23 protein-coding genes and 1 tRNA gene are annotated in these 26,026 nt (G+C 63.6%); 21 read left to right on the top strand and 3 right to left on the bottom strand.

The features are described 5' to 3' along the window. Positions 1-7: 7 nt before the first annotated feature. The 3 genes from E5790_RS03785 to E5790_RS03775 are packed head-to-tail and all read right to left on the bottom strand — an operon-like array spanning position 8 to position 4,286. Positions 8-2,806: a TonB-dependent receptor gene (locus E5790_RS03785; RefSeq protein WP_049441222.1), complete on the bottom strand. Its 2,799-nt coding sequence runs from the start codon at positions 2,804-2,806 to the stop codon at positions 8-10. A 14-nt stretch (positions 2,807-2,820) separates the two neighbouring features. Beyond that, positions 2,821-3,789, bottom strand: a complete 969-nt coding sequence (locus tag E5790_RS03780; RefSeq protein WP_049441225.1) for a FecR domain-containing protein — start codon at positions 3,787-3,789, stop codon at positions 2,821-2,823. Next, positions 3,786-4,286, bottom strand: a complete 501-nt coding sequence (locus E5790_RS03775) for a sigma-70 family RNA polymerase sigma factor (RefSeq protein ID WP_229653741.1) — start codon at positions 4,284-4,286, stop codon at positions 3,786-3,788. Before E5790_RS03775 ends, E5790_RS03780 begins: the two co-directional genes overlap by 4 nt. Before the next feature lie 265 nt (positions 4,287-4,551). Between E5790_RS03775 and E5790_RS03770 the strand changes: the two genes are divergently transcribed. The 21 genes from E5790_RS03770 to E5790_RS03670 all read left to right on the top strand — a co-directional run bounded on the left by E5790_RS03770 (position 4,552) and on the right by E5790_RS03670 (position 26,022). Beyond that, positions 4,552-7,425 carry an autotransporter domain-containing protein gene (locus E5790_RS03770; RefSeq protein WP_049441228.1) on the top strand — a complete coding sequence of 958 codons (2,874 nt, stop codon included), beginning with the start codon at positions 4,552-4,554 and terminating at the stop codon, positions 7,423-7,425. 97 nt (positions 7,426-7,522) lie between these two features. Further along, entirely contained in the window at positions 7,523-8,527 is a 1,005-nt protein-coding gene (locus E5790_RS03765) for a 2-hydroxyacid dehydrogenase (RefSeq protein ID WP_111206921.1), read from the top strand. Positions 8,528-8,579: 52 nt separating this feature from the next. Then, complete coding sequence (locus E5790_RS03760; protein ID WP_069117429.1) at positions 8,580-8,822, top strand: hypothetical protein; 243 nt, start codon at positions 8,580-8,582, stop codon at positions 8,820-8,822. Positions 8,823-8,857: 35 nt separating this feature from the next. After that, a tRNA-Thr gene (locus tag E5790_RS03755) sits at positions 8,858-8,933 on the top strand. 138 nt (positions 8,934-9,071) lie between these two features. Continuing rightward, on the top strand, positions 9,072-9,851 hold the full coding sequence (locus E5790_RS03750) for a hypothetical protein (protein ID WP_130519109.1): 780 nt from the start codon (positions 9,072-9,074) through the stop codon (positions 9,849-9,851). Between the two features lie 38 nt (positions 9,852-9,889). Beyond that, the gene (locus tag E5790_RS03745) at positions 9,890-10,861 is read left to right on the top strand and encodes a hypothetical protein (RefSeq protein WP_024957509.1); all 972 of its coding nucleotides are present in this window, start codon (positions 9,890-9,892) and stop codon (positions 10,859-10,861) included. Between the two features lie 210 nt (positions 10,862-11,071). Beyond that, the gene (locus E5790_RS03740; RefSeq protein ID WP_024957510.1) at positions 11,072-11,320 is read left to right on the top strand and encodes a hypothetical protein; all 249 of its coding nucleotides are present in this window, start codon (positions 11,072-11,074) and stop codon (positions 11,318-11,320) included. Between the two features lie 125 nt (positions 11,321-11,445). After that, positions 11,446-12,117, top strand: a complete 672-nt coding sequence (locus E5790_RS03735) for a DNA N-6-adenine-methyltransferase (RefSeq protein WP_024957511.1) — start codon at positions 11,446-11,448, stop codon at positions 12,115-12,117. Then, on the top strand, positions 12,110-12,772 hold the full coding sequence (locus tag E5790_RS03730; protein ID WP_136191691.1) for an N-6 DNA methylase: 663 nt from the start codon (positions 12,110-12,112) through the stop codon (positions 12,770-12,772). The genes E5790_RS03735 and E5790_RS03730 overlap by 8 nt, the downstream gene beginning before the upstream one ends. A 612-nt stretch (positions 12,773-13,384) precedes the next feature. Beyond that, the gene (locus E5790_RS03725) at positions 13,385-13,546 is read left to right on the top strand and encodes a DUF3450 domain-containing protein (RefSeq protein ID WP_136191690.1); all 162 of its coding nucleotides are present in this window, start codon (positions 13,385-13,387) and stop codon (positions 13,544-13,546) included. A 56-nt stretch (positions 13,547-13,602) separates the two neighbouring features. Then, entirely contained in the window at positions 13,603-15,477 is a 1,875-nt protein-coding gene (locus tag E5790_RS03720) for a DUF5906 domain-containing protein (RefSeq protein ID WP_024957513.1), read from the top strand. 91 nt (positions 15,478-15,568) lie between these two features. Then, positions 15,569-15,814 (top strand): hypothetical protein, encoded by a 246-nt coding sequence (locus tag E5790_RS03715; RefSeq protein WP_024957514.1) that lies wholly within the window; start codon positions 15,569-15,571, stop codon positions 15,812-15,814. A gap of 66 nt (positions 15,815-15,880) precedes the next feature. Next, complete coding sequence (locus tag E5790_RS03710; RefSeq protein ID WP_024957515.1) at positions 15,881-16,894, top strand: zincin-like metallopeptidase domain-containing protein; 1,014 nt, start codon at positions 15,881-15,883, stop codon at positions 16,892-16,894. Positions 16,895-17,254: 360 nt separating this feature from the next. After that, the gene (locus E5790_RS03705; protein ID WP_077684467.1) at positions 17,255-19,114 is read left to right on the top strand and encodes an ankyrin repeat domain-containing protein; all 1,860 of its coding nucleotides are present in this window, start codon (positions 17,255-17,257) and stop codon (positions 19,112-19,114) included. Between the two features lie 106 nt (positions 19,115-19,220). Beyond that, complete coding sequence (locus E5790_RS03700) at positions 19,221-19,805, top strand: hypothetical protein (protein WP_024957517.1); 585 nt, start codon at positions 19,221-19,223, stop codon at positions 19,803-19,805. Between the two features lie 295 nt (positions 19,806-20,100). Next, the gene (locus tag E5790_RS03695) at positions 20,101-20,421 is read left to right on the top strand and encodes a hypothetical protein (RefSeq protein WP_024957518.1); all 321 of its coding nucleotides are present in this window, start codon (positions 20,101-20,103) and stop codon (positions 20,419-20,421) included. Then, the gene (locus tag E5790_RS03690) at positions 20,418-20,732 is read left to right on the top strand and encodes a hypothetical protein (RefSeq protein WP_024957519.1); all 315 of its coding nucleotides are present in this window, start codon (positions 20,418-20,420) and stop codon (positions 20,730-20,732) included. The genes E5790_RS03695 and E5790_RS03690 overlap by 4 nt, the downstream gene beginning before the upstream one ends. Continuing rightward, entirely contained in the window at positions 20,729-21,112 is a 384-nt protein-coding gene (locus E5790_RS03685) for a hypothetical protein (RefSeq protein ID WP_024957520.1), read from the top strand. The genes E5790_RS03690 and E5790_RS03685 overlap by 4 nt, the downstream gene beginning before the upstream one ends. Next, entirely contained in the window at positions 21,109-21,591 is a 483-nt protein-coding gene (locus tag E5790_RS03680) for a hypothetical protein (RefSeq protein ID WP_024957521.1), read from the top strand. Before E5790_RS03685 ends, E5790_RS03680 begins: the two co-directional genes overlap by 4 nt. A gap of 127 nt (positions 21,592-21,718) precedes the next feature. Further along, positions 21,719-23,374, top strand: coding sequence for a DNA methyltransferase (locus E5790_RS03675; RefSeq protein WP_197697521.1), 1,656 nt, complete (start codon positions 21,719-21,721; stop codon positions 23,372-23,374). Between the two features lie 2 nt (positions 23,375-23,376). Continuing rightward, entirely contained in the window at positions 23,377-26,022 is a 2,646-nt protein-coding gene (locus tag E5790_RS03670; RefSeq protein ID WP_136191689.1) for a DEAD/DEAH box helicase family protein, read from the top strand. Positions 26,023-26,026 lie beyond the last annotated feature (4 nt).

Below are 26,026 nucleotides of genomic sequence, written 5' to 3'. Positions count from 1 at the left end.
ACTACGCTCAGCGGATCTGCAGGGTCAGCAGGAAGTAGCGGCCGAGCGGATCGTCGAGCCCCGGCATCTGGCCACCGTTGCCAACCAGATAGTTCACCGGTTGCGTGTCGAGCACGTTGTGCACGTCCAGCGCGGCGACCACGCGCGGCCCCAGGCGTCGTGCGAGATGCAGGTTCCAGCGCAGCTGCCGGGGGTTCATGCAGTGGTTCTGCTCGCGCTGTTCCTCCGGGCATTCCGCACCGGGCAGCCAGGCGCGCGTGCGCCCCACCTGGTTGCCGCGCAGGGCGATGTCCCAGTTGCTGTTCTGCCACTGCACGTTCAGCACGGCGGCCATCGTCGGCGTGACATGGCCGCGCAGGTCCACCGTTGCATCATGGCCACGTTCGCGGCGCAGTTCCTGCTGCTTCAGCGCATCGAGCGAGAACAGCCACTGGCCGGTGCTGCCGGTATCGATGTGGTACTCCCCGCGCAGTACAAAGTTGCGCGAGGTGGTGCGGCCGATGTTGTCGAAGGACAGGCGCAGGTTGCTCAGGTGGCCGTCCTCGTCCAGCTCCCAGGTGCCGGGGTTCCACACCGCGTCGGCCGGTTGCAGGGCCAGGATCTCGTTGCGCAGTTCGACGATGTTGTGGGTGAGTGACAGCGAGAACGTATCGGTCGGCGTCCAGGTCGCGGCCAGGGAATGGCTGCGCGACCGCTCGGCCTTCAACGCATCGTTCTCCACCACGTCCACGGTGACGCTGCAGCGCCCGTTGCCGCTGCTCTGCGCGCAGTCGGGCAGGGCGCTGGAGGCCGGCAGCTCGATCGCACCGAAATAGCCCGGGGGGCGCCGCTGCTCGAACAGGCTGGGCGCACGGTAGCCGCGCCCGCTGGCAAGCAGGAAGGACCACCGGGGCGTGGGGCTCCAGCGCAGGCCAACACGGGGTGAAAAGGCCTGGTAGTCGCCATCGCGGTCCCAGCGTGCGGCCAGGTCCATGCGCAGCGTGTGCGCCAGGGGCAGGCCGAGTTCGGCGTAGGCGCCGCCACTGCGGCGCGCCAGGTGGCGCTGCTCCTGCGGCAGGCCCAGCGCCAGGTCACCCTGGCTCAGCAGGGCGTCGGGATGCGAGGTCCAGCGCTCCTGGCGCAGGTCGATGCCGGTGGCCAGCTGTGCAGCACCGCCGGCCAATGGCATCAGCTCCCGCTGCATGCCCCACCAGCCCTGCCACTGCTCGGTGCGCCCGCGATTGCGGATCGACGGGAACAACTGCTCGGCCGCGCCCGCCGGCAACGAGGTGAAGCCGGGCAGGAAATCCAGTGTCTCGGCGACCCGCAGCAGGGGCTCGGCGCGCACGGTGCCCGACGTGGACAGGCTGACATCGCTGCGCTGTGCGCTGATGCCGGCATCCCAGCTGCGCCGGCCCTGGTCGCGGCCAATGCCGAAGGTGACGTCGGCGTCGGTGGCACGTACATGCGGACGCACGTTGCCGGCTTCGCGCAGCACGCTGTTGAAGGTGAACCCGTACAGGCCGATGGCAACGGCGGTTGGACCAAGGTCGAAGCGTTGCCGGTTGTGGCTGGCCCGCGCCTCGGCGTAGGCATAGCGACCTTCGCCGCGCTCATGTCGGTAGCGCAGGTAGGTCGAAGCGGTATCCGAGGCCGGTTGCAGCGAGCGTGGTCGGGCGCTGTCGAACCAGCAGGCACCATCGCGCCGCGTCAATGGGCCTTCGCAGCGTTCTGCCGGCCAGTAGCGTCCATCGCGGAACGCGCCGATCAGGTACTGCGAGGTTTCCGCATGCCATTGGCGGCGATCACCGGCCACGTGGTCGATGCGGTGCAGGTCGATGCCGGCGAACCAGCGGTCCCCTCCGTCGCGCACGCCGCCGGTGGCCGCCTGCACGCGATACTGGCCAGCGTCGCCGCGCCCGCTCAGGCCGGTCTGCAGCATGGCTTCCGGGCCGTCAGCCTGGTCGCGCAGGATGATGTTGACCACGCCAGACATCGCGTCGGCGCCATAGATGGCCGAGGCGCCGCCACGTACCAGCTCGATGCGTTCGACGAAGCTGAGCGGAATTCCCCCAAGATCGGTGAGCCCACCCTGTTCCAGCGACACCATGGGATAGCGTGGCAGGCGACGGCCATTGACCAGGAACAGGGTCGCACGCGGGCCCATGCCGTCCAGGCTGGTGGTGGTGGCCGCACCCACCGGCAGGTACTGCGAATCGCCACTGCGCGAGGTGCTCATCGCCGGGTGGCCGTTCATGCCCGGCAAGTGCCGCAGCAGGTCGAACAGGCTGCCGTAGCCGCTGCGCAGGATGTCATCGCGGTCGATGATGGTGACCGGCAGCGTGGTCTGCACGGAGGTGCGCGGCAGCCGGCTGCCGGTGACATGGATCGGCGCCAGTTCCACCTGCGGCGGCGCGTCGGCGGACTTGTGTGGCGAACCTGCTGCGGGCGTGGCGCGTGCCGCGACCGACGGTGGCGATGGCGGCGCGGGGCGGGTGCGGCGGACGACGAATCCGCCAGCAGGCGTACGCAGGATGTTCACCGGCATGCCCGCGACCAGTTCCTTCAGGGCCGCAGCCGCATCGCGGTGGCCATGGGTGCCGGCCGTGCGCAGGCCATCCAGCTCACGCGCATCGAACAGCAGGGCAATGCCGCTCTGTCGCGCCCACTGCTGCAGGGCCGGCGCCAGCGGGCCTGAACCAACATCGACCTCCAGGGTGCCCGCTTGCTCGGCCGCAGCGGCAGACGGCAGGGCGGGGATGCCCAACGCGAGGCAGAACAGGGTGCGGAGCAGCAGCCCCCCCTGCAGCGCGCCCGGTACTGCCATCACCGCAGGCCTCCTCAGTACGTGCGGCGCAGTTCCAGCGCGCCATCCGGTCGCGTCTGGCCAGCCACCGACCAGCCCAGTTCCAGTGCCGACAGCAGTTCCTGCGCGTCGCCGGCACGGAAGGTACCGCTTACCGCCAGGCTGGCGATCTCCGGATCGGCGATCACCAGCGGCGTGTGGCCGTAGCGGTTCATGCGTTCGACCACGATCGACAGCGGTGTGGCATCGAACACCAGCTGTCCCTGCAGCCAGCCTTCAGCGGCGGCATTGGACGACAGTGCCGGACCGGGCTGGATGCGGCCCGACGGCAGTACCTGCAGTTGCTGGCCGGGCGCCAGGGTGTGCTGGGTGCCCCCGCTGCTGACTTCCACCGCACCTTCCAGCAGTGCGACTTCGACCAGGCCATCATGCAGGCGTTCCACCTGAAAGGTGGTGCCGATGTCGCGGATGGTGCTGTCGCCGGCGCGCAGCTGCAGGGCCTTGCCCGACGGTGCGACCTGCAGCTGCAGGCGGCCACGTTCCAGCACCAGGTTGCGATGGCGCCAACCGAAACGGGCGTGCAGGGTGGTGCCCGCATCCAGCGTGGCCACGCTGCCATCGGCCAGCGTCTGCTGCCGGGGCTGGTGGGAATCGTTGGCATAGCGCAGCGGCGTGGGGTTGCCGTCGACGGCAATCATCCAGCCGATCCCGATGGCCAGGCAGACGCCTGCGGCGGCGGCCACTGCCGGCAGCCAGCGACGCGGCGCCGGCCGTGCCGCACGTGCCGCGGCGGTGCGCAGCCACGGGTCGGCGGCCAGTTCCTCGCCCTGCTGGAACAGGGTCTCGGCCTGGATCCAGGCAGTGACATGGGCCGGGTCCTCGGCCAACCAGTCCTCGAACGTCTCGCGCTCGCCCGGCGTACAGTCCGGAGCCTCCAGCCGCGCCACCCAGGCGCTGGCGCGTTCGAACAGCTGCGTATCTTCCCTGGGCCTGGCGTGACTCATCCGTTGTCCCTGTCGTTGTGCAGCGGATCCGTTCCGAGTTCCTGGCGCAGGCCCTGCAGGGCGCGGGCGATGTGTTTTTCCACGGTCTTGGCAGTAATTCCACAGTGCCGCGCGATCTGCGTGTAGCTCATGCCGGTGATCCGGTTGAGCAGGTACACCTCGCGCGCGCGCTCGGGCAGCTTGAACAGGGCCTGCCGCAGCAGGGACAGCATCTGCCCGGACTCGGCCTGGCGCAATGGATCGGGCGACGTGCTGGAAGGCTCGTTGCCGCCATCATGTTCGGCGAGGGACAGATGCGGCCGCGACTGCGACGAACGGCCGCGGTCTGCCAGGCGGTTGCGGGCGATACGATACAGCAGCAGCCGCAGCTCGTCGGCACTGTGCGCGCGATAGCGGATCAGCCGCTCCATGCAGTCCTGCGCGATGTCCTCGGCATCCTCCGGCCCGACACCGCGCGTGCGCAGGAACGCACACAACGGCGCGCGTTCCTCCCGCACGAACGCAATGAACGCGTCCGCCGGCGCGGACAGGTCCGGCGCGCGATGGATCAGAGGAGAGGGGGCGGACAGGGCTGGCCTCGGACGTCGGTGGCGGGTACGTCTTCGAGTTTTACGCGACGATGACCGGATGGGGAAGAGTGTGCGTGGCCCACGAATCCATTGTGAATGCGTTCATGTTTCGAGGGGCGCTGCACTGGGGGAGGGCGCACCGTCCGGACGTTGAACTTTCGACCCGTGCGTTGCGGGTGGAGAGAGAGAACACATGAAGCATTCGAAGTTGAGCCTGGCCCTGGCAGCGTTGCTGGGCATCACCGCCATGGCGGCGGTTGATGACGTCATGGCAATGAATTATCACGTGCAGGACGATCGCGTCTTCCTCAGCGGCGGCGTAACCGTTGCCGATGTGGTGGCGCTGCCCGCGCTGCTGGCCAAGGCGCAGGCCGAAGGACGCCCGATCCGCGAAGTCGTGCTGCGCACGTCCAACGGTGGCGCGCTGATCGCCGGCGAGTGGCTGCAGGCGGTGATCCGCACCCAGGGCCTGGACACGATCGTGTCCGGCCACTGCATTTCGTCCTGCTCGATCATGCAGTCCGGCGGCGTCAACCGTTATCTCGGCGGCGACCTGCCGCTGGTCGATTCGGTGCAGATCCATGCCGCCAGCAGTGGTGGCAGGATCACCTACGCACCGTCGCCGCGCATGACCCAGATCTACACCGGCAACTATGGCGGCGGCATGGATGCCGGCCTGCTGCACAAGGCCATGTATGAGGTGGTGCGGCCCAATGGCCTGCTGGTGTTCCGCGACCCGGCGCGCACCACGGGTACATCGGTCACCTTCGATCCGGATGGCAGCGGCAGCAAGCTGGAGTCGTTCCCGGGCCAGGACATCCGCGGCAACAACATCATCAACACGGCAGGCTATCGCGATCCGGGCGACACCCTGCATGTGACCAGCAACGTCAGCGGCGACATCAATCCGGGCTACCTGCGCACCGCGCGCCAGTTGCAGGCCTTCGTCGACGACGATTTCGCGCGCTGGAACACCGACTGGGCCAGCACCTACATCAACTACGCGGTGAGCCTGTACAACGTCTCCACGCGGGGGCCGAACGGCATCGGCACGCAGTCGCTGCAGCAGCTGCTTGCCGACCCCGACCTCCAGGATGAGCTGCGCGGCCAGTTGCGGCTGGCCGATCTGGATGCCTCCACCCTGGCAAGTTCGGCGGGCGTGATCCGTGTCAGCAATGGCGCCACCTGGCGCACCGCCGAAACCACCGGCGCCGATTTCATGCTGGTCGACAACGGCACCATCGCGCTGGAGGGCGGCGCGCTGCGCACCCCCGAGCTGCGGGTGATGCCGGGCAGCATCGTGGTTGGCCACGGTGATATCGCATCGGTCGGCACCGACAGCGATGCCTTGCTGGATGGCACCGGCCCGTCCTGGCGCGAAGACGGCTTCAACCGCCTGCGCGTGTTCGGCACGCTGATGCCGCGTGGCGGTGATCTGGTGACCCACGGCTACGTCAACATCATGCCCGGCGGGCAGGTGCTGTTCGATGTTACCGAGGCCGGTGGCACCGGCAGTGGCCGCCTGCGTGTCGGCAGCTTCTACGATGGCGGTGCCGAAGAGGGGGCGCTGGTGATCGCGCAGGGCGCACACCTGGCGTTGAACGTCGCCCAGGGCTTCTATGCCGGCACCTACCGCCGCGATCTGGTGGAAGGGCCGATCTACCAGGGCGGTTTCCAGGATGCCGTGCGACTGGGCGACACCGGCTACAGCGCCAGCATCACCGCGGGCGAAGTATTCCGCCCGCGCCACAATTCGCTGCTCAGCTTCAACGTCAACCAGACGACCGACGGGCTGTGGCTGACCGCCAACCCGGGCTTCGATCAGCTGGGCCTGTTTGCCAACGGCACCTCCGGCGATGGACTGGGGCGCGCGCTGGCAGCCGCATCGGATCGCCAGGACAGCGGCCTGAAGTCGCTGCTCGGCGCGCTGCAGTTCACCGACCGCGATGTGATCGCACAGCAGGCCGGCGCCCTGCGCGGTGATGCACATGCCAGCCTGCGCCTGGCCGACAATGCACTGCTGGGCAGCATCGGCAACGTGGTGCAGCAGCACCAGGCAGCGATGCGCAGTGGCGGCGATGCCGATGGCCTGGCCTCGCAGGCGGCGCAGTCGGTGTCGGCGCAGCCGGGCATGCGCCATGGCAGCCTGTTCAACCAGCTGGCCATGCATCTGGTCGAGCCGGCCGGCGAGGCTGCTGGCGACAGCCGCGCGGCGGGTGGCAGCCGTGGCCTGTGGGCGCGCGGTTTCGCCAGCCATGGCCGCATCGACGCCGACGGTGGCGTGGCCGGCCTGAGCCATAACATCGGCGGCATCGTGGTCGGTGCCGACACGCACGTGGCCGATGACCGCGTCACCCTCGGCGTCAGCGTGGCCGCCGCGGACATGTCGACCAAGGCCAGCGATGGCTCCGGTTTCAGTGGCGACGTGCGCGCGCTGGATGTGGGCGGCTACCTGGATGCGACCTATTCGCGTGGCTACCTGTCGGCGGCCGTGCGCTACACCGACCTGCGCCACGATACCCGCCGCAGCCTTTCGGCCATCGATGGCCTGCAACAGCCGCTGCGTGCCCGATACAGCAACGACGCGATCTCGGCGCGGGTGGAGCATGCGTTCTCCTTCACCACCGGCAAGGGACTGGTGATCCAGCCGCTGCTGCCGGTGGTGGATTACGCGCGGACCTCGGCCACCCGCTTCAACGAAGGGCAGGGCGCTGGTGCGCTGGCAGGACGCAGCGGCAGCCTGGAGAGCATCCGCGTGGGTGCCGGCCTGCAGCTGTTCAAGACCTTCGAGGGCAACAACGGCGAGCGCATCACCCCGCGTGCCCGCGTGGTCTGGCAGAAGGAGCTGGGCGACTCGCAGGCGCGCTATAGCACCGGTTTTGCTGCGGCCCCGGACCTGGTGTTTGGTGCCAGCAGCCAGGCCGTGGGCGAGCAGGTACTGGCCTGGAACGTGGGCGTGACCAGTCGCGCCAGCGAGCGCCTGTCGATCATGGCCGACTACGTGGGTGAGCGCCGCGACGGGCAGATCCAGAACGGCGTGATGCTGGGTCTGGGCTACCGGTTCTAAGCGGTACCCGGCCCCGGCGATATGCGTATCGCCGGGGCCATCCCATCAGGGCAGGTGCTGCGGTATGGTCGGCAGGGAACTCCAGCCAGGCCCCGTCATGCAGATCGCCGTTTTCAGTGCCCGCCCCTACGATCGTCGCTTCCTGGACGAGGCCAACCAGCGCGATGCGACCGGGCAGGGCTTTGCGTTCGTGTACTTCGATGCCGCGCTGGACGTGCATACCGCTGCGTTGGCACAGGACTGCGCCGCCGTCTGCGTGTTCGTCAATGACCGCCTCGACGCGCCGGTACTGCACGCGCTGCATGCACTGGGCGTACGCGCCGTACTGCTGCGCTGCGCCGGCTTCAACAATGTGGACCTGGCCGCCGCGAAAGCGCTGGACCTGTTCGTCGCACGGGTGCCGGCCTATTCCCCCGAAGCCGTGGCCGAGCACGCGCTGGCGCTGGTGATGACGCTCAACCGGCAGACCCATCGCGCCTACAACCGCGTGCGCGAGGGCAACTTCATGCTCGATGGCCTGCTCGGGCGCACCCTGCATGGGCGCACGGTCGGCATCGTCGGCACCGGCAAGATCGGCCTGGCCACCGCGCGCATCTTCAAGGGCATGGGCTGCACCGTGCTGGGGCACGACCCGTATCCATCGCCGGCCTTCGCCGGCGTGGGGGGCAGGGTTGGTCTGGATGAACTGCTGGCGCGGGCCGACATCGTCTCGCTGCATTGCCCGTTGACGCCCGATACCCAGCACCTGATCAATGACGCCTCGTTGGCGCGGATGAAGACCGGCGCGATGCTGGTCAACACGTCACGCGGCGCGCTTGTGGACACCCATGCGGTGATCCGCGCGCTGAAATCGCGGCGGCTGGGTCATCTGGCCATCGACGTCTACGAGCAGGAAAGCGCGCTGTTCTTCCAGGACCTTTCCGGCGAGATCATCGACGACGAGGCCTTCCAACGCCTGATGACCTTCCCCAACGTGCTGGTGACCGGCCACCAGGGCTTCTTCACCATGGAGGCGCTGCAGGAGATCTCGGCGATCACGCTGGAGAACCTGCGCGATTTCGCCGCGGGGCGCGCCTGCGTCAATGCGGTGGGTACTGGCTGATAATGCGGCCAGGTAGGCCACCGACGATGCCTGCAGAGGGAGTAATACATCCATGACCCAGACGACGTTCAGGGCCATCATGAAGTGGATCAATCTGGCGGTCGCGCTGCTGATCATCCTGCTGGCGACGCGTTACCTGTGGAGCCGGGCCACCAGCGGACAGCTGGGCGGCATGCACGACGTCGCCCTGGTCGGGCTTTCGTTGTTCTGCGTGTTTTTCGGGGTGCTGACCGTGCAGTCGATCCGCCGCGCCAGGGGCAGGCAGGGGGAGCGCCAGCAGGCTGACCTCGATTGACCTGCTGATCGCCACCCCCTACAATTCCCTGCTAGGCCGGAATAGCTCAGTTGGTAGAGCGGCGCATTCGTAATGCGTAGGTCGTAGGTTCGATTCCTATTTCCGGCACCAGTTTCAAGGTTGCAAAAAGCAGTAAAATCAAGGGGTTGGCCGGGTATCCGTCCAGCCCCTTTTTCTTGCCACCCCCAGTCCACCCCGGGAAAAACAGGGATTTCCAGGGATCGTTTTTCCCCACTTTTTCCCCAGCCCATGAACGGAATGCTGCACATCTTGCGCACCATGTTCCCCGACAAGCCGCTCTTGTCGGTCGAAGACGTGGCGCGCGTGCTCAACCGAACGGGGGCCGGCGGCTACGAGCAAACCCGCGAGCAACTGGCGGCCGGCGTCATCGTTCCCGGCCTGCGCAAACTGGGCGGTAGTTGGCTGGTGCCGGTGACCGCGCTCGCCGAGGCGCTCGACGGGCTCACAGACACCGACGCGGCCGGGCAGGCCACCCCAAAGGCCCACCCAGCCCGGCACACGGTCACCCGTGCCAACCCCATCGTGCCGCGCAAGGGGGGGCGGGTTCCTGACCGGGCCAAGCACATGGCACTGGCCGACATGACGTCCCTGGCTTTTGCGTTGGCCACCTTCGATGCAGCGGAGTTTTGGGGCGAGGTGCTGGCCGTGCTGGGGCAGCCCTTGCCGCGCCCTGCGCTGACCGCAACGCCCGCCGACTGCTTCGCCGAGCTTCAGCCCTGGGTGCGGCAGAACGGGCGTTTGGTGGGCCATGTGCAACTGCTGCCCATCGAGGAGCGCGACAGGGCCCTGGCAGAGGGCGAAATCTGGGAGGCCCCCCTGGCCGAGGCGCTGCTGGAGCCTTGGACCAGCGTTGCGGCGCGCGAGCCATTCGATGACGCGATGGAGGCGGCTCAGTCCGCGTTCCAGGCGGCGTGGAGGGAGGTCCGCAACCAAGCCCGTGCTCAAGGCTTGGACGACGGTCTGCCGCCCGCGGCGGACCCAATCACTCGCACGCCGTTCCGCTTCTAAGCATCTACAGTCCCCACCGATCCTAGTGGTTGCCCCGTATGTCGTTTGATTCGAAAGCAAAGACCGAAGCGGCGCTGATCCGTCGCTATGCTGACCGCTACGGGCACGTGGATGACACGTTCGCGGGCGGGTGGGGGGTAACCTGGGGAAAGTTGCTGCGCGCTCTGGACAAAGAGCTGGCCGATGAGAAGAAGCAACGCCAGGAACTGGGGGCTGGCAAGCGGGAGGCGGTGTGGATGGACACATGGACCGCAGCCGAGGCCGCGGGCCTGCTGAACATGACTTACGAAGCCTTCAACGCGTGGGCTCGCAAGGTGGGCGTGGTGGTGGACAAGCCGGGGCAGGCACGCACCCACGCAGCCATATCGTTGGTGGACCTTCTCGACGCCCTCGAGGACGAGAAAACGCGTCCGGCAGGGCGCCCATGGCGGGACGCGAGGGAGCCAGGCCATCTCTTGGGGGCCACGCGAACGTTGCCGGAAGGCTTGGCGACGTTTCGAGAGCAGCTCAATGGCGACCTCCTGCTCACGATTGGGGTCGATGAGCGAGGCGAGCGGGTGGTGGCGTCGGTAAGACCTGGTCAAACCTTGGGCGCGAAGGATCACATTCGGATGTTCTTCCGAGGCAAGAGCATCGCTGAGGTTGATCAACACAACTACTTCAAACTCGAGGTCGAGAAGTGCGGACTGGCCGAAGCGTTCGGCATGCCTTGGGCACAGCCCGCACTGAAAGGCGCGTTGCTCCAATGCCACAAGGACTGGCTGGGTGCCGTTTCCGACTTCATGGCGTGGGAGGAATCCCTGGCCATCAAAGACGCATCGGAAGCCCGGGCTGCATTCGATGCCGAAGAGGACCCGCAGGCCGCGCCAGCCATGGTGCTGAAAGCGCGCGAAGCAGAGCGAATGAAGGACGCGAAGATGGCGCTCACGGCTCGTAACGAAGCAAGGGCGGAACTGCTGGACGTCTCGCTTCCGGCCCCTGCCCCGAGCAGAAAGGGAACGCCCTTTTAGACGGCCCTTCAGGGGCGCAACGCCCCTGTCTCGCCGGCTGCCCGCCGGCTCGGTCGTGGAGAGATAAAAGCGGGGAGGCAGCGGCTTCCGCCGCCGCCCCAGCGTGGCTGGATGAATGAGGATTCAGGTCCAAGAGGGGAGGCCCTCTTAGGGCATCGAAGCGCGCGGATCGTGACTGGAAAATGGAGCCACACCAGCACGGAGACAGTCATGCAACCGCTCATCCTCTCGCTCGACCCCTCGCTCTTGAACCAGTTCTCTAACGTGACCTCGCAGGCCCTCGCGGACGCCCTGGCCGACGTTCTGCCCCACGCGTTGGGCGTGCTTGCCGCCGACACCAGCACGTCGGTCAACGTGCCCAACCGCGACCTGCGGGGCGTGCCCTCCGGCCAGGTGCTCACCCTGCAGCTGGCAACGCTGGACGCCTTCCTCGACGTCCAAGACGCCGCCAACGGCTAAGCCAGCAGCGCAGCGGTAGCCCGGGGCCAGGTCTGGCCCAACCCCTCAACCCTTTTCGCGAAACGCGGCCGACCAGCCGTGCTGGCGGAGCTTTGCCCCAAAAAACTCAAACCTGGAGATTTCCCATGAACGTTGTTGCTCGCCCCCTCCCTGTTTCGACCAAGCCGAAGAAGCCCGCGAAGAAGCCCAAGCAGACCAGGCTTTCGCTCGCCGTCGCCAACAACGTTGGTTACGACCGGGCGCCGGAAGGCATCACGACCGAAACCTGGCTCACCCCGCCGGAGATCGTCCACGGCCTGGGTCCGTTTGACCTGGATCCCTGCATCCCGCAGCAGGGCATGCCCTGGCGCACGGCCACCCGGATGCTGAAGCCCAGCGACGACGGGCTCAAGACGCCCTGGCCAAAGTCGGCGTTTGTGTGGATGAATCCGCCCTACGGCGGGCACAAGAACAGCCCGACCAGCCAGCACCGCTGGATGGAGAAGGCCGCCGAGCATGGCAACGGGATTGCCCTTGTGCTGGCGCGGATGGAAACGAGCTGGATGCAGGAGTCGGTGCTCAACCACCCCAGCGTTTCAGCGGTGGTGTTCACGAAGGGGCGTCTGTCGTTCTGCCGCCCGGATGGGACCCTGGGCACGAGTTGCCCGGCGGGATCGGTGTTCATCGGCTACGGTGCTGCAGCCGCGCGCAGGCTCAAGCGGGGAGTGGAGTCTGGCCTGATTCGCGGAACCTACCTCGACATGGCCCACGTGAGCCGGGTGGCGGGCGCTGACGTGGGGGCGGCTAACAATGAATGAGGTCACTGCGCTTGTGAAGGCCATCCGCGCCATTCCTTCCACTCCTGGCAAGCCGTGGAATCCGCGGGTTGCATTCGAAACGTTCGTTCAGCACGCACTGATGTCAATGGCACATATCCACGCAGACACCAAGGGTCACCTCGACACCAAAGTCCTTGCTTTTGGACCCTTGAAAAAAAATGTCGAAGAAGCGCCTGAAGTGGTAGCAGCCATCAACGCTTACATCAAAGCGGTCTTCGCAAGCAGGCCGTTTGACGATGTCCTGGGACGGGTCCATGCCGAGCTGCTGGCCAGGAAGGGTGGAGAAGGGCTGGGTCAGTCTTTCACTCCCGGCGATCTTCTCGATCTGGTTCAAGCCCTTGCCACCAGGCATCGGCCTGGTGGGAGCGGAGCCAAGGTCTACGACAGCTGTTGCGGCGCGGGTTCGCTTGCCCTTGCCGCGATCAGGAGTCAACTGAAACACCTTCCAAGCGAAAAAATCCTGGTGCTGGCGGGTGACATCGATCCGTTGTGCGCAGCGATGACGGCTTTGCAGATCCACGCGAATCAAACGTTTCATTTCCTGCCGCTTGGGGCGGTCAAAGTCACGGTGGGGAACGAACTGACCGGTCCCAGGCGCCCCGGGTTTTGGTCCCACTTCCACCTCTACGAGTAGAGGCCGGAGGCCCGCCTTCCCTCTTCAAGACTCGGCGGCGAGCAGCCGCCGGCTCTTGCTCCAAGCCGCTTTTGCTTTTGCTCTTCAACCCGCAGAAACCGGGTAACAAGTGCTTGTTACCCCGCTTTCATGAAAGCCGTTCCATACGAAAAATAATCCAACCGTATCGGTTTGTTAGGAAAGACTGCTGGTTAACGCTCCTGCTGGTTAACGCCAAAACCGTTAACCAGCATACAAACCAGCAGCAAAACCCTTGCCACGTAAGGCTTTGAAGGCTCCTGCTGGTTTGCTGGTTAATTTTTTCACTTTTTCTCTGCAACTATAAAATGTTAAGAGTGAGTGAAAATCTCTCGACCAGATGAGACGTTGGCGCGTAGCGTAAACCTGTTTTTTTAACCAGCAAGCCAGCAGCTAGCTTATTTTTTGAACAAAAACGAGATTAAACAATCACTTGGAAGGTTTTTAGTTGCTGGTTTGGCTGCTGGTTTAAGAAAAAACAGAAAACCAGCAGGAAAGTTAACCAGCGGCTAAAAAATATTTCTGGGAAAGGGGCTTGACGGTTTCAAGAAACCTGCTTTCTTGAATGTATTACGGATGCAACACGGAGAACCCATGAGCACGCAGCAGAACCAAACCCCACGCAAAGACCCTTTCAATGCCCGCATGGAAAGGGCGTTGATTGAGCGGCTGAAAGCCGAAGCCAAACGCTCGGGGATCTCGCCCAGCGAGAAACTGCGCCGAATCCTGGACAACGCGTTGCCGCACGTCGCCTAACCCCACAAACGCGAAACCCCGCCTGGCAGGGCGGGGAGTCGTTGGAGCCAACAACAATGTCTACAAACAATCTCGCCCAAGATCCGTCGGTCGTCAACCCCCCAGAGGTTGCTTTTCTCATCGAAAAGCACTGGGAGAAAAACCGTCGGGATTACGCCAGCAATCTCAAGGTTGAACAACGCGCCTTGGATCGCCACAAGCAAACCAAGCTCAACAAAGGCGAGCTGCGCCCGGAAAGCCTGGACTTCCTGTTCGCTCGCCACCTCCAGCTGGGGCTCGACGGGCACCTCTGGGCCAGCGTCCGCGACGAATCCGCGACGCAATCGACGCTGGTCTACCGCTGGAGTGCAAACCACTGGGCGTTGGTTCACCGCGGCCTCGGCGACGGCCTGGCGTCCGACTGGCTCGATGCCAATATCCCGGCGAAGGCCAGCGACAAGCTCGCCTCCAGCTGCTGGGCCTACGCCCGGACGCGGTTGGGTCAGCAGAGCGCGCTGCCGCAACTGGAACCCAAGCGGGCGGTGGTCCCGTGCGCTGACGCTTACCTGGAAATCACGGCAGATGGCATTCAAGCGCTGGAGCCCAAGCCGCGCTATGGCATGACCCACGCCCTGAACATCGCCACGGGCGCCACGCCCGGCCAGCGCTACATCCCCAGCTCGGTGCCCGCCGACAGCCTGCTGGGCAAGTTCTTGGCCCATGCGCTGCCGGACGAGGGCGTGCGTGCCTTGGTGCAGGAACAATGCGGCATGACCTTGCTGCCCGGTTCCTACCAGATTGCAGCGTGGTGGCACGGGGCCGCCGGCAGCGGCAAATCGACGCTCGCCGAATGCGTGGAAGGCGTCCACAACAAGGTGGCTCGCTTGGACTTGGCCACCCTGGGGGACACGTTTGCGCTCGAAGGCATCCTCGGCAGCCAGCTGATCCTGGTGGATGAGGTGGAGTGCGAGAAGTGGAAGGAAGGCACGTTCAAAACGCTGGTGAGTGGCAACGGGATCGGCATCAACCGAAAACACCTCTCCGTTCTGAACTACCACTCCAAGGCCAAGTGGATCATCAGCAGCAACAGCGCGCCGTTCTACCGCGACAAGTCCGGTGGCGTTGCCCGACGCCTTTCCATCGTGGAGTGGGCCAACGTCATCCCGGAAAAAGACCGCGTGGAGGACTTCAGTCGTAAGTTGCTGGAGGAAGAAGGCCAACTGTTCCTCGATTGGATGCTCGAAGGCGCCCGCCGAGTCGTGGCCCGCGGTCGCTTCATGGCCGACCACGAGCTCCCGGAGGCTGCGCGTGCTTACAAGCAGGCCGTCATCCACAACGCCGATTCCATCGCCGCCTGGGCCCATGCCGACCGCGTGCAGTTCGGTGCCGCCGCTGGCAGTGAGCAGTGGCAAAGCGTCAAGGCCATCCATGCCCGCTATGTGGCCTGGTGCGAGAAGAAGGGCTTTGAACCGGAGGAAATCCTCTCGCAGCGCCAGTTCACCCGCGGCTTGAAGACGGCTGGACACCTTCGTGGGCGCCCGTCGAACCGCCGCATCCATGGAGAGCAAGCGGACTGCTACCTCTGCAGCTGGAAGGGCGAGCAGACCGACGCCGAACGCGCGCAAGAGCAGGAGCTCAAGCGGCTGGAGGCCCTGACCCCAGAAGCCCGTCAAGCCGAAACTGAGCAGGTCAAGGCGGCCAACGACGCCCAGAACGCAGCACTGGCCGCCGCCGCCGAACGGCAAGATGAGCAGGATTTTGCCGAGCTGCCCGAGGCGATCCAGCACCTGTTCGGCTTTGCCAACACGCCCTACGAGCAGGTCCAGGCCGAACGCCGCGCAGAGCGGGAGCGCCAAGCCAAGAACGCCGCCGCATGGGAGAGGCAGGATCGCCGGGAGCGACAGGCGCGCGAGCAACGCAAGGCCGAAGCGGAAAAGAAGAAGGCCGGCTAACCCAGCAACGCCGGGCATTTCCGGGGCAGGCCTTTACAACCGGCGACGTTGCGCTATTGCAAAGGGGTATCCAAACCAAAACGGAGCCCCCATGCCATCGCCCAACCACATCCCCGACGACGCGTTCCCCGAATCGGCCATCAGCCCGGCCGATCTAGAGAGCCCAGAGACGCCGGAAGCGGACCCGCAATACTTGCTCGTGCAGAGCGGGTTTGGTCTCCACGTCCGTCTTGGCAAAGACGGCGACCAGGGATTGCGCAGCGAGGACGAAATCGCCGAGCTGGTGCGGCGAGCGTTGTATCACCGCAAGAGTCTGACCCTTCATATCGAGTTCTGACCCCATCCACCCACAACCACCTGTTGAGAGGCGCAGGAGGTTGAAAAAGATTTGAGGCAACCACCCATGTCCAAGTATTCGGATCTCATCCAAACCACCGCCGAGCGAATGCTCCAACTCATGCAGCAAGGCACCATCCCCTGGCGCCGCCCATGGAATGATCCCGACGCCCCGCAGAACGGCTCGATCAACGGGCCTTGGAACCCGACCACGGGCAAGGCTTATCGCGGCAGCAACACACTCATCCTGCGCGGTGCCCAACTAACCCATGGCTACCAAGACGACCGCTGGCTGACCTATCGCCAGGCCGAAAGCATTGGCACCCAGGTCAAGCGCGGCGAGAAGGGGCAGCGGATCGCCTACTGGGATTTCAGCAAGACGGGCAAGGCCAAAGACGGGGCCGAGCCGTTGACCGAGGGCGAAGAGAAGAACGGATACCAAGGGCCATCGGTGTTCGTCGCCACGGTGTTCAATGCCAGCCAAATGGACGGCATGCCCGAGCCCCCGCCGCCCTTCGTCATGCCCGAGTCGATCCGCCACTTGCGTGTGCGGGAGTTGTTGGACAAGCACCAGCCAAAACTTCATCACGACGGTGGCAACCGAGCGTTCTACTCCATCGCCGCGGATTCGATTCACCTGCCGAAGCACCACACTTTCAGAGATGACGTCAGCTATCAGGCCACGTTGCTCCACGAGTTGGCCCACTGGACCGGCGCCAAACACCGGCTCGACCGCGACCAGGCCGGTCGGTTCGGCAGCCAGGACTACGCAAAAGAGGAACTGGTGGCGGAGTTGTCCAGCCTTTTCATTTCCGAGCGCCTGGGTATTGCCCTGGGCAAGGAGCACGAAGAGCAACACGCCGCCTACCTGCAGTCCTGGATGAAAGCCCTGGCCGATGACCCCAGGACCCTGTTCCGCGCAGCCAGCCAAGCGGAGAAGGTCATGACCTTTTTGGACATCCCGGCGTTTGAACGCGAGCCGCTGCCGCAGGTCAAGAAGGAGCAGGACATGGAGCAGGGGCGAAAGACGGAAGCCGGTCGAAGGACCCCATCGCGACGCAAGGAACGCCAGGTTGCTTAGCGCAGGTAGGGGGTTGACCTTTTGAGGTTTCGAGTTAGAAATGAATGTGCTGGGGGAAGACCCGGCTGTGGTCCGATTCCTCTACTTCTAACTGAGAACTTTTCCAGGGTGAGCGGTTAGAAGGTGGTTGGGTGGTTATCCTTGCTGTATCGGTGGTTTCCGGTGGTTGCTGTCGCCGGGGTGGAAAGAATGCTTAGTTAACCGACCTGAGAAATCACTAACTAGGCACCATGTTTTTTCTTGAGCTTCTTACGCTGGGTTGAGAGGGGTGGCGAAAGCCGCCCCTTTTCTCTTTGCGGCCCCTTGCGCATCCCCCTTTCTTTGTTAAGACATGAGTATCACTCACCAAGCGGAGGAACCATGGCTGGCAACGTCTTTTCAAATCTACTTCGACCCTTCATCCGTCAAAAGGACACGGAACTACCAGGCGTGGCTTCTTCTGAGCCGCCTGAACCCCCGGTCCGGGAGCGCTTGGATGATTCAAGCCAGCGGCCAGTGGCTTCGGTGGAGCCGGTAAAAGTTTCACCCGGTGAACGTCCTCAGATGATCCCATCTTCCAATCAGACCCGGTCGGGTCAACAGAGCGCTCTGCAGGCCCAAGGGGCGATCCCATCTTCTAGTCGGACCCGGTTGGGATCGCAGAGTGCGCCCCCATCGTTCAACGATGAGGCAACGGATCGGTTGGGGAGCACTTTGGCCTTCGCTGGTCTGAAGACGAAGGGTCGCTTCGAGGACGAGGTAAGGCAGGCCATCGAAGACGGCGCCGATGTGAAAGGGTATCGCGACGCGCGCGGCGATTCCGCCTTGCATAAATGTCAGGAGCCGTGGCAGATGGAACTGCTTATCTCGGCTGGGGCGGATGTTCACGCGTTGGACAAACAAGGGCGTTCGCCTTTTGATCGCCTGTTGAGCACATACCAAAGGGAACCCGCTTGGTCCGAAAAACCTACTGCGGAAGGTTTGGCGCTGTTGGCGAAGGCCGGAGCGGATGTCAATGCCCTAAGCCAAGGGCAATCCGCTCTGCATGTTGCTGCGAAGCGAGGGCTTGAAGGCGATTGCCACATGCTTATCGATGCCGGCGCCGACGTGAATCTGCGGACGGACGGGGGAGACACCCCGCTCCACCTGGCCAGCGACCCAAGCGTTGTGCTGCGCTTGCTGGATGCCAAGGCCGATCCCTCCCTGCTGAACTCGAATGGCGAGCCAGCGCTAAAACATGATCCTATGCTTTATCGAGAAAGTATTCGGAACCACCGAGACGATTTTTCGCCGCGTGAGCGCGTCGATGCGGCGACCGACCCGATTTTCCTGGCCGAGACGCCCAGCGAGCTTGTCGCTGCGTTGGGGCAGGGCGGTAGTGTGAGGGACACCGATGCGCTGGGCCGAACCGCGCTTCATTACGTCAAAACGGGGGAGATGGTGCAGGCGTTGGTGTTGGCCGGGGCCCAGGTTGACGCAAAAGACATGGAGGGAAACATTCCTGCCCATACCGCGGACGAGCGCGCGATGGAAGAGTTGGTCGATGGGGTGGGGCGAGGCGTTCCCCAGCACCACGTAGAGAACGACAGGGGGGAAACCCCTTATGCGAGCCGGGATTACTACCACGAGGCTCGGTATTGGGATGCCGAAGCGGAAGAGCAGGCCGCGGAAAAGGCGGAGCAGACGAAGGAGGAGCAAGACCGCGTGCTCAACATTGTGGCCCTCGTTGAGGCCGGCGACGCCAAACGTCTGCTGGAGCAGGTGGATCCCAACGAAGAACTGGTCAGTCGGAACCGAACGTTCAACATCGACGGAGACGAGGGCTGGGCCTACAACAACTATGCCGGCTACAGCGTCCTCCATGAAGCGGCGAAGCAGGGAAAGACGGAACTCTGCCGAGAACTGGTGTTCGCAGGGGCGGACTGGGACAAGGGGTGTAAGCTCGTCGGCGAGCAAGGCTTTGACAACCATGTCAACGGCTTTCGAAACGAGCCTGGCATGAAGCCCATCGATTTTGCGAGCAACCGAGAGACCAAGTCGTTCTTGAACAACGCTGAGAACGAGCTGCGAGCCCACAACCGATCCAAGCTCTTGGACGAGCTTCTTCCCGCTGCCAATGCTTGGAAGCCACCGGAAGGCGGGTTTGGGGCCGACGCCCAACGGCAGGTCGGTGCGGCCATGAAGGCCCATGGGCAGGACGGCCAAACCCTGGAAGCCCCTCGCTTGCGAGCGCGCTTCTAAGGCCAAGGGAAAGGGCGGCGAAAGCCGCCTTTTCTTTTCCCGATCCCCTTGCGCAAACCAAACCGTTTGTTATGGGTAGTGCAACCCATTCAAAAAAGGAGGCCTCATGCGCGCGTTGATTCTTTCTCTGGCCCTTGCCAGCCTGCTCCCCCTTGCCGCCAGCGCCGCCGAGCCCCGTAGCGATTCGGTCGCCGTTGCCGTCGGGGTGAATGCCACCGTGATCACGCCGCACACCATCGCAGTAAGGGTCACACACGCCTGGGAGGCGTCCCCCACGGAAACCGCCACCGGGGTTCAGTCCTTCGAACCCATGGAAGCGCCGGGCCGTGGCCCATACGCGGCTTACAACTCAATCTTGAAGAAGAACCCCGCAACACGCGAAAGCGTCACGCTGTGGGTGATTGACGAGGCGCAGCGCTACTACACGCTCCGAGTGACGTATGAGCGCGTCCCATGCCGCGACACGCGAAACAACGGTGTGGATGACAGCGTATGTGCGCTGCGCATCGCTGGCCGCATTCTGCCGTTCTACATGCAGGGCGACGAGCAGGGGGCTTTTGAGGTGGGGGATCAAGTTTTTCTCCGCTCCGAAGGGACCGCGCAGCCAGTGATTACAGAGCTTGAGGCAGCTTCCGTATCCGTAGTCATCGGTGCGGGCAGAGAAAATGTAGCCGTTGGAGGGCAGCGCTGATGGCAATCTATATTATTTTTGTTCCGGTTGGGGTCTTTGTCTGGGACGGCATGGGCTCTTTGCCCCGAGAACTTTTTGAGCTTCCTTTTGACAAAGTTGCTCTCATTTCGGGGGATACAGCGAGACAGATCCTAGATGGCATGGAATGTTCCGGGGTTGCAGGAGCATTGCCGAATGACGCCCGGTTGCACGCGAAGGTCGAGCTCCCAATGGCTTGGAATCTGAAGCCCAGCCAGTGGGGCCAGCCTCTCACCTTCCAGGCGCGCCCGCTGAGGAGTCGCGCGGGAGGCCGCCCATGGTGAGCGCGATCCTTCTGCTGACCCTGCTGAGTCTCATGGTCCTGGTCCCTCTCTGGACGTTTAAGCGCTTTGGCGATGCCAAGGCAGCTTGGCAACGGGTGAGGGGCGGTGAGCGAGACGCTCGCACGCACGGCCGCGTCGTGATCCATGGCGGGCTGTTTGGAGTTGGGATGGTGGTCATCGCCGCGTTCTTGGCCCAAGCCACCTTCAGCGTCTGGCACCAGCTCGCCACCGGGGGAGGCCTGTTTGTCCTCGGCACGGTCGCGGTGCTCTGTCTGCTGGCCTTTTTCTGGGGCAAGGGGAGGTCGCGCGGATGAGTGCGTTGACGATGCTGGTCCTTTCCATGCTGGTCCTTGCTGTGTTTCTCTGCTCGGCGGCGTTTCTCTCTTTTATGATCGCGTTGACTTACCCGACCGTAAAGCAATCGCTGGCCCTATTCTGCGCCGGGAAGCGCGACGCATCGCTCTACGTGGATTTCGCGATTTTTGGGGGGATCTTCGCGGGTTGCGTCCTCACGCTCGCATTCGGGGCGGTGGTAATGGCCCTCAACATTTCCAGCGCTGAGGACGCCGCTCTATACGCGGCCACCTTGCTTAGCGCGGGGCTGGGCTACTGGGTGGGCCGATGAACCGCGAGCCTTCCACCTTGTTTGCCCCAGGCGTTCTTCCCGGGCCTGACGGCATCGAGCTGCTCCCCATGCCTGCGGAGATCCAAGCCATCTACGACGCTGCCCAACGCAACACGCCTTTCAGCATGGACGTGGACGACGCCCTGGCCGCGCACCGCCAAACGTGTGGTGAGCGGGATCAAATCGAGCACGCCCGACGGGTAGACCCGTCCGATGCCATGCCCATCGACCCGGAGGCTCGTCGCCAAGCCTATGAACGTCAGCGGCGGTATGCGATTGGCGCCGGCATGACCGCAGGCCTGACGCTTGGGGCCATCGCCCAGGCGCTTGGTGTGTCACCCTCCGAGATTCAAGGCGACCTGGCGGCGATGGATCGATGAGTCCGCGCAAAGGCTTCCTCGGCGGCCGCTCCCCGGCCCAGGTTCAATCCTGGCTGGACGAAGGGGTGAGCCAGCGCGCCCTGGCCCAACGCCTGGGCGTCACCCACCAGGCCGTGAACCGCTTCGTCCGGCGGCACCGCCTGGCGGGCTCCGGACGGCAGGCGTTCCGGGACCGCCAAGCCCGCGAGCTCGCTGAGCGTCGCCAGCAGGTGCAGCGGCTGGTCCGAGCCGGGCTGACCTCGGCCGAGGTGGCCCAGCGCTTGGGCTTGTCGCCGGCCACCATCGGCCTGGACCGCCGAGCCCTTCGCTTGGGGCGTGTCCTGAAAGGGCCAGAGCACCGCACCTTGCGCGGGCTGGCCCTGGACCAGGTTCGGGCTCGCTTGAAGGAGGTCAGCCGGGCTCACCTGGCGCGGGAACTCGGGGTGAGCAGTTCCGCCGTCTATCGCTACTGCGGGAAGGTGGGCCTCAGCCGTCCGTAGCCGAGATGCTTCTTGGCCCGCTGGTCGCTAAGTGGCCCAGCATATAGTTCGCGATCAGGCCCCGATCACGGGAAGGTTATTTCGATCAATGGCTTAGCCGCCGTTAGGCTTTGGAGCATTGGCCGAAATGCACCCGCTGAACGATACTTGGAGCCTGTTCGAGGGGATGTATTCGATGCCGCTGCTCAACTGGTCCGACCGTGACGAGGACCTAACCCGTTCCGCCCTGACGCCTTACCGCCTCCTGGAGCCGGTGGTCAGCTTGTCCTATGGGGAGGTGGACTCCCCCAACATGCTGATCGAGGGCGACAACCTGGATGCGTTGAAGGCGTTGCTGCCTTACTACGCTGGCCAGGTTGGTTGCGTCTACATAGACCCGCCGTTCAATACCGGAGCGATGTTCCCGAAATACGACGACAACTTCGAGCATTCGATTTGGTTGTCAATGATGTATGCCAGGCTCGAACTCATCCACGAGCTTGTTTCAGAGAAGGGATCTCTTTTTCTTCATCTGGACGATAACGAGGTTGACTATGCGAAGGTGATGCTGGATGAGATTTTTGGCCGGTCCAACTTCGTCAACAGGATAACTATCGCTGCCCGCTCGCCTTCTGCATTTAGCACTGTCAATCCTGGTGTATTCAAAGCATCGGAATACATTCTTTGGTATGCGAAGGACAAAGAGAAGTTTGAAGACGTAAGTGCCCGCATTCCACGCGGTGTTGACTATGCCTACAACCTTTGGCTGGAGAACCGGGATTTGCCTGAGAGTGAATGGAGGTTTTCGTCTCTTGCCGATAAATATGCTGAGGTGCCGCGGAACGCAAGGATCAAACACCCTAAGTCTATTCTCCAGCACTTCGACAAGTGGGTTCTGAAGAACTCAAGCCAAGTCTGCCGCTTGGCATCCATTAGCGACTCCGGTGCGGGTCAGGCAATCGTTGATCTAAAGAAAGAGTCTCTCACTCGACCTGGTGAAGTTCTAAAGCTGGAGCGGGGCGAATCGCTCGATACGGTCTACATCTTGGACGGTCAGCAAATCCTTTTCTACAGCAAGAACGTTGTTGAGATTGATGGAGAGCCTGTCGCCTCCTCAATGCTTACGAATATCTGGAGTGATATCTCGTGGGAGGGCATTGCTGGCGAGGGCGGCGTGACATTTAAGAAAGGTAAAAAGCCCGAGCGGCTCCTGCGTCGTTGCATTGAGTTAACGACTAAACCTGGGGACCTTGTTCTCGATAGTTTTCTTGGAAGCGGGACGACAGCAGCAGTTGCTTTGAAGCTCAATCGCAGGTTTGTTGGTATTGAGCGAGGTGACCAGGCGCGAAGCCATTGCCAAGCGAGGCTTGTATCCGTTGTGGAAGGTGAGCAATCAGGTATTTCGAAAGAAGTCGGTTGGAAAGGTGGCGGTGGCTTTCGCTTCTACAAGCTCGGCGTGCCCGTATTCGATGACCAAGGTCACATCCGCGAGGGCATCAAGTTCGAACACTTGGCCGCCCACGTCTGGTTTGCCGAAACGGGCACCGCACGCTCCACACGTGCCTCGAAGCAACCGTTCCTGGGTGAGCACCATGGGATCGGCTATTACCTGCTGTTCAATGGCATCTTGGGCGACGAGAGCAAGACCGGCGGCAACGTGCTGACCAAGCGGGTGGTGAAAGGCCTGCAGCCATTTGACGGGCCCAAGGTGATCTACGGCGAGTCCTGCGACTTGCCCAAGGAGCGGCTGGAAGAGCTCCAGATCACCTTCAAGCAAACCCCCTACGACATCAAGGCACGCTAAGCATGGCTCTTTCTCTCAAGGTGTATCAGCAGCGGGCCTTGTGCAGCCTGGCCCAGTTCCTAGAAGACGCCAGGCTGACCGGCCCCGCATCCGCGTTTGAGAAGAACGTGGATGCCGGTCTGATCGCCCACTACAAGCCCATGCCGGGTATGGAAGCCTCGCCCTACGTCTGCCTTCGCATCCCCACTGGCGGCGGCAAAACGGTTATGGGCGCGCACATCATCCAGGCGGCAGGCGACGCCTACCTCGAGCGCGAGTTCCCGCTGGTCATGTGGATGGTGCCCACCACCCAGATCAAGACCCAGACGCTGGAAGCCTTCAAGAACCCCCGCCACCCCTATCGCCAGGAGCTGGACGAGGCGTTTGGGGGCAAGGTCGCGGTGTTCGACGTGGAAGACTTCACCCACATCCGCCCTGCTGATCTGGGAACCAAGGTCTGCGTGGTCATTTCGACGATGGCCGCGCTGCGCGTGGAGAACCAGGAAGGCCGCAAGGTTTACGAGCACCACGAAGATCTGGAGCCTCACTTCGCCGGCAGCGTGTCCGATTTGCCCTACTTGGAGCAGAACAAGGCGGGAAAGGCCATCGCGTCCTTTGCCAATCTGCTGAAACTTCACGGTCCGTTGGTCATCACCGACGAAGCCCACAATGCCAACACGCCCCTGTCCTATCAGGTCTACGAGCGCCTGGGTGCCAAGGTAGTGGTGGAGCTCACCGCAACCCCGGAAGCCAGTAAAAGCAATGTGCTGGTCAGCGTCAGTGCCTTTGAGCTCAAGGGCGCGGACATGATCAAGTTCCCAGTCGTGCTCAAGGAGCACGTCGGGCAATGGGAAGTCGCCGTGGGCAGCGCTGTGGCCCGCCGCAACGAGTTGGGCAAGACCGCGCTGGGCGAGCCGGATTACATCCGTCCCATCCTGCTGATTCAGGCTGAGAACGCCAAGGGCACTGCCACGGTCGAGGAGGTCAAGAAGCACCTCATCGACAACGAGAAGGTGCCCGAGAAGGCGATTGCCATCGCCACGGGCGATCAGCGCGAGATCGACGGCGTGGACCTGTTCGCCAAGGATTGCCCCATCGAGGTCATCATCACCAAGCAAGCGCTCAAGGAAGGGTGGGATTGCTCCTTTGCCTACGTCTTCTGCTCGGTGGCCCAGGTCAAGAGCGACAAGGACATCCAGCAGCTGCTGGGCCGCGTGCTGCGCATGCCGTATGCCACCCGCCGCAAGCAGGAGGTCATGAACAAGGCCTACGCCCATGTCACCACTGCGGCGTTCAATCTGGCTGCCGCAGAGCTCACCAAGTCGCTCATCGACATCGGCTTCAACCCTCTGGAGGCCGTGGGCGCGGTGCTGCCGGATCCCACACCTGGGCCCGGCTTGGACTTGCGAGGCGGCAAGGTCAATCCGGTTCCCGTGACGCCCAAGACCACCATTGCCGTGAGCAAACAACCGGATCTTACTGGTATCCCTGCTCGGGACCAGACCAGCGTTGTTTTCACTCCGAACGAGGAAGGCAAGGGCGGCTCGGTGGAGATCACGGGCGAGGTGGACGAGTCCACCGTGGAAGCGATCACCAAGGCTGTGCCAACCAAGGAGCGGGAGGAGGCCACGGCAACCATCGAGCGCCACCAGATCGCTTCCAAGGCCGTCAAAGCCCCCAGCCAGAACGGCGCAGTGTTCAGCGTGCCCCGGCTTGGGGTCATGGAGCAGGGCGAGCTGGAGTTCGTGGAGAGCGGCGCCACGCCGCCGGGCTTCACCTGGGACTTGCTGGCCTATCCCCCGGACTTGACAAGCCTCAAGTTCAATGCAGATAGCAAGACCTTTGAAGTCGATTTGGTGGAAGAGAAGGTCAGCTACACGCCGATTGATGACGACGTGAACACCTACTTGCCAGGCTTCGCCAAGGACCGCACACAGGCGGACCTGGTGGGCTGGCTGGACCAGAAGATCCGCGATCCGGGGATCAAGCAGCCCGTGCTGCGGGAGTGGTTGCGCCGGTCCATCAGCGGGCTGTCCGAAGATCGGGGCTTCTCGCTATCCCAACTGCTCAATGGCCAGTTCGTGCTCCGACGGAAGCTCGGCGAGCAGCTTCAGATCGCCAAGGCGGAGGCGCTCAAGGATGGCTTCCAGCAGGCCCTGTTTGGTGCCGACGCAGAGATCGTGGTCAGCGACGAGCCCGATGCCATGTTCACCTATCCGGCGGACATGACCCAGTATCCAGCGCATTCTTACTACCAAGGCGGCACATATCGCTTCCGCAAGCACTACTACCCCTTCGTGGGCGATCTTCAATGGAAGACCGCCGGGGGCAAGGTGGGCGAGGAGTTCCTCTGCGCCCAGGCCATCGATCAGCTGGACGAGGTGGAGTTTTGGGTCCGCAACCTGGTGGACAAGAGCCAGTTCTGGATGCCGACGTCCAAGCAGCGGACCTACCCTGACTTTGTAGCAAAGCTCAAGGACGGTCGCCTGCTGGTCGTTGAATACAAGGGCGGCGACCGATACACGGCGGACTCCGAGAAGGAGAAGCGAATGATCGGCGAGCTATGGGCTGCTAAGAGCAACGGCCGAGGGGTCTACCTCATGGCCCAGTTGAAGGATGAGAAGGGCAACAGCGTGACCGAGCAGCTGAAGGCAGCCATCGGGGAGTGACTTC

Origin of the sequence: Stenotrophomonas sp. PAMC25021 (genome assembly GCF_004795795.1) — a bacterium.
GTDB lineage: Bacteria > Pseudomonadota > Gammaproteobacteria > Xanthomonadales > Xanthomonadaceae > Stenotrophomonas > Stenotrophomonas muris.
The sequence above is the reverse complement of the archived record's forward strand: the minus strand, read 5'-3'. Positions and strand labels throughout refer to the sequence as shown.

Coding starts and splice junctions, on each gene's coding strand:
- E5790_RS03750 (WP_130519109.1), top strand. CDS start 9,072: ATGAACGGAATGCTGCACATCTTGCGCACCATGTTCCCCGACAAGCCG.
- E5790_RS03740 (WP_024957510.1), top strand. CDS start 11,072: ATGCAACCGCTCATCCTCTCGCTCGACCCCTCGCTCTTGAACCAGTTC.
- E5790_RS03765 (WP_111206921.1), top strand. CDS start 7,523: ATGCAGATCGCCGTTTTCAGTGCCCGCCCCTACGATCGTCGCTTCCTG.
- E5790_RS03670 (WP_136191689.1), top strand. CDS start 23,377: ATGGCTCTTTCTCTCAAGGTGTATCAGCAGCGGGCCTTGTGCAGCCTG.
- E5790_RS03730 (WP_136191691.1), top strand. CDS start 12,110: ATGAATGAGGTCACTGCGCTTGTGAAGGCCATCCGCGCCATTCCTTCC.
- E5790_RS03695 (WP_024957518.1), top strand. CDS start 20,101: ATGGTGAGCGCGATCCTTCTGCTGACCCTGCTGAGTCTCATGGTCCTG.
- E5790_RS03690 (WP_024957519.1), top strand. CDS start 20,418: ATGAGTGCGTTGACGATGCTGGTCCTTTCCATGCTGGTCCTTGCTGTG.
- E5790_RS03715 (WP_024957514.1), top strand. CDS start 15,569: ATGCCATCGCCCAACCACATCCCCGACGACGCGTTCCCCGAATCGGCC.
- E5790_RS03675 (WP_197697521.1), top strand. CDS start 21,719: ATGCACCCGCTGAACGATACTTGGAGCCTGTTCGAGGGGATGTATTCG.
- E5790_RS03745 (WP_024957509.1), top strand. CDS start 9,890: ATGTCGTTTGATTCGAAAGCAAAGACCGAAGCGGCGCTGATCCGTCGC.
- E5790_RS03725 (WP_136191690.1), top strand. CDS start 13,385: ATGAGCACGCAGCAGAACCAAACCCCACGCAAAGACCCTTTCAATGCC.
- E5790_RS03735 (WP_024957511.1), top strand. CDS start 11,446: ATGAACGTTGTTGCTCGCCCCCTCCCTGTTTCGACCAAGCCGAAGAAG.
- E5790_RS03770 (WP_049441228.1), top strand. CDS start 4,552: ATGAAGCATTCGAAGTTGAGCCTGGCCCTGGCAGCGTTGCTGGGCATC.
- E5790_RS03720 (WP_024957513.1), top strand. CDS start 13,603: ATGTCTACAAACAATCTCGCCCAAGATCCGTCGGTCGTCAACCCCCCA.
- E5790_RS03760 (WP_069117429.1), top strand. CDS start 8,580: ATGACCCAGACGACGTTCAGGGCCATCATGAAGTGGATCAATCTGGCG.
- E5790_RS03680 (WP_024957521.1), top strand. CDS start 21,109: ATGAGTCCGCGCAAAGGCTTCCTCGGCGGCCGCTCCCCGGCCCAGGTT.
- E5790_RS03785 (WP_049441222.1), bottom strand. CDS start 2,806: ATGGCAGTACCGGGCGCGCTGCAGGGGGGGCTGCTGCTCCGCACCCTG.
- E5790_RS03710 (WP_024957515.1), top strand. CDS start 15,881: ATGTCCAAGTATTCGGATCTCATCCAAACCACCGCCGAGCGAATGCTC.
- E5790_RS03780 (WP_049441225.1), bottom strand. CDS start 3,789: ATGAGTCACGCCAGGCCCAGGGAAGATACGCAGCTGTTCGAACGCGCC.
- E5790_RS03685 (WP_024957520.1), top strand. CDS start 20,729: ATGAACCGCGAGCCTTCCACCTTGTTTGCCCCAGGCGTTCTTCCCGGG.
- E5790_RS03700 (WP_024957517.1), top strand. CDS start 19,221: ATGCGCGCGTTGATTCTTTCTCTGGCCCTTGCCAGCCTGCTCCCCCTT.
- E5790_RS03705 (WP_077684467.1), top strand. CDS start 17,255: ATGGCTGGCAACGTCTTTTCAAATCTACTTCGACCCTTCATCCGTCAA.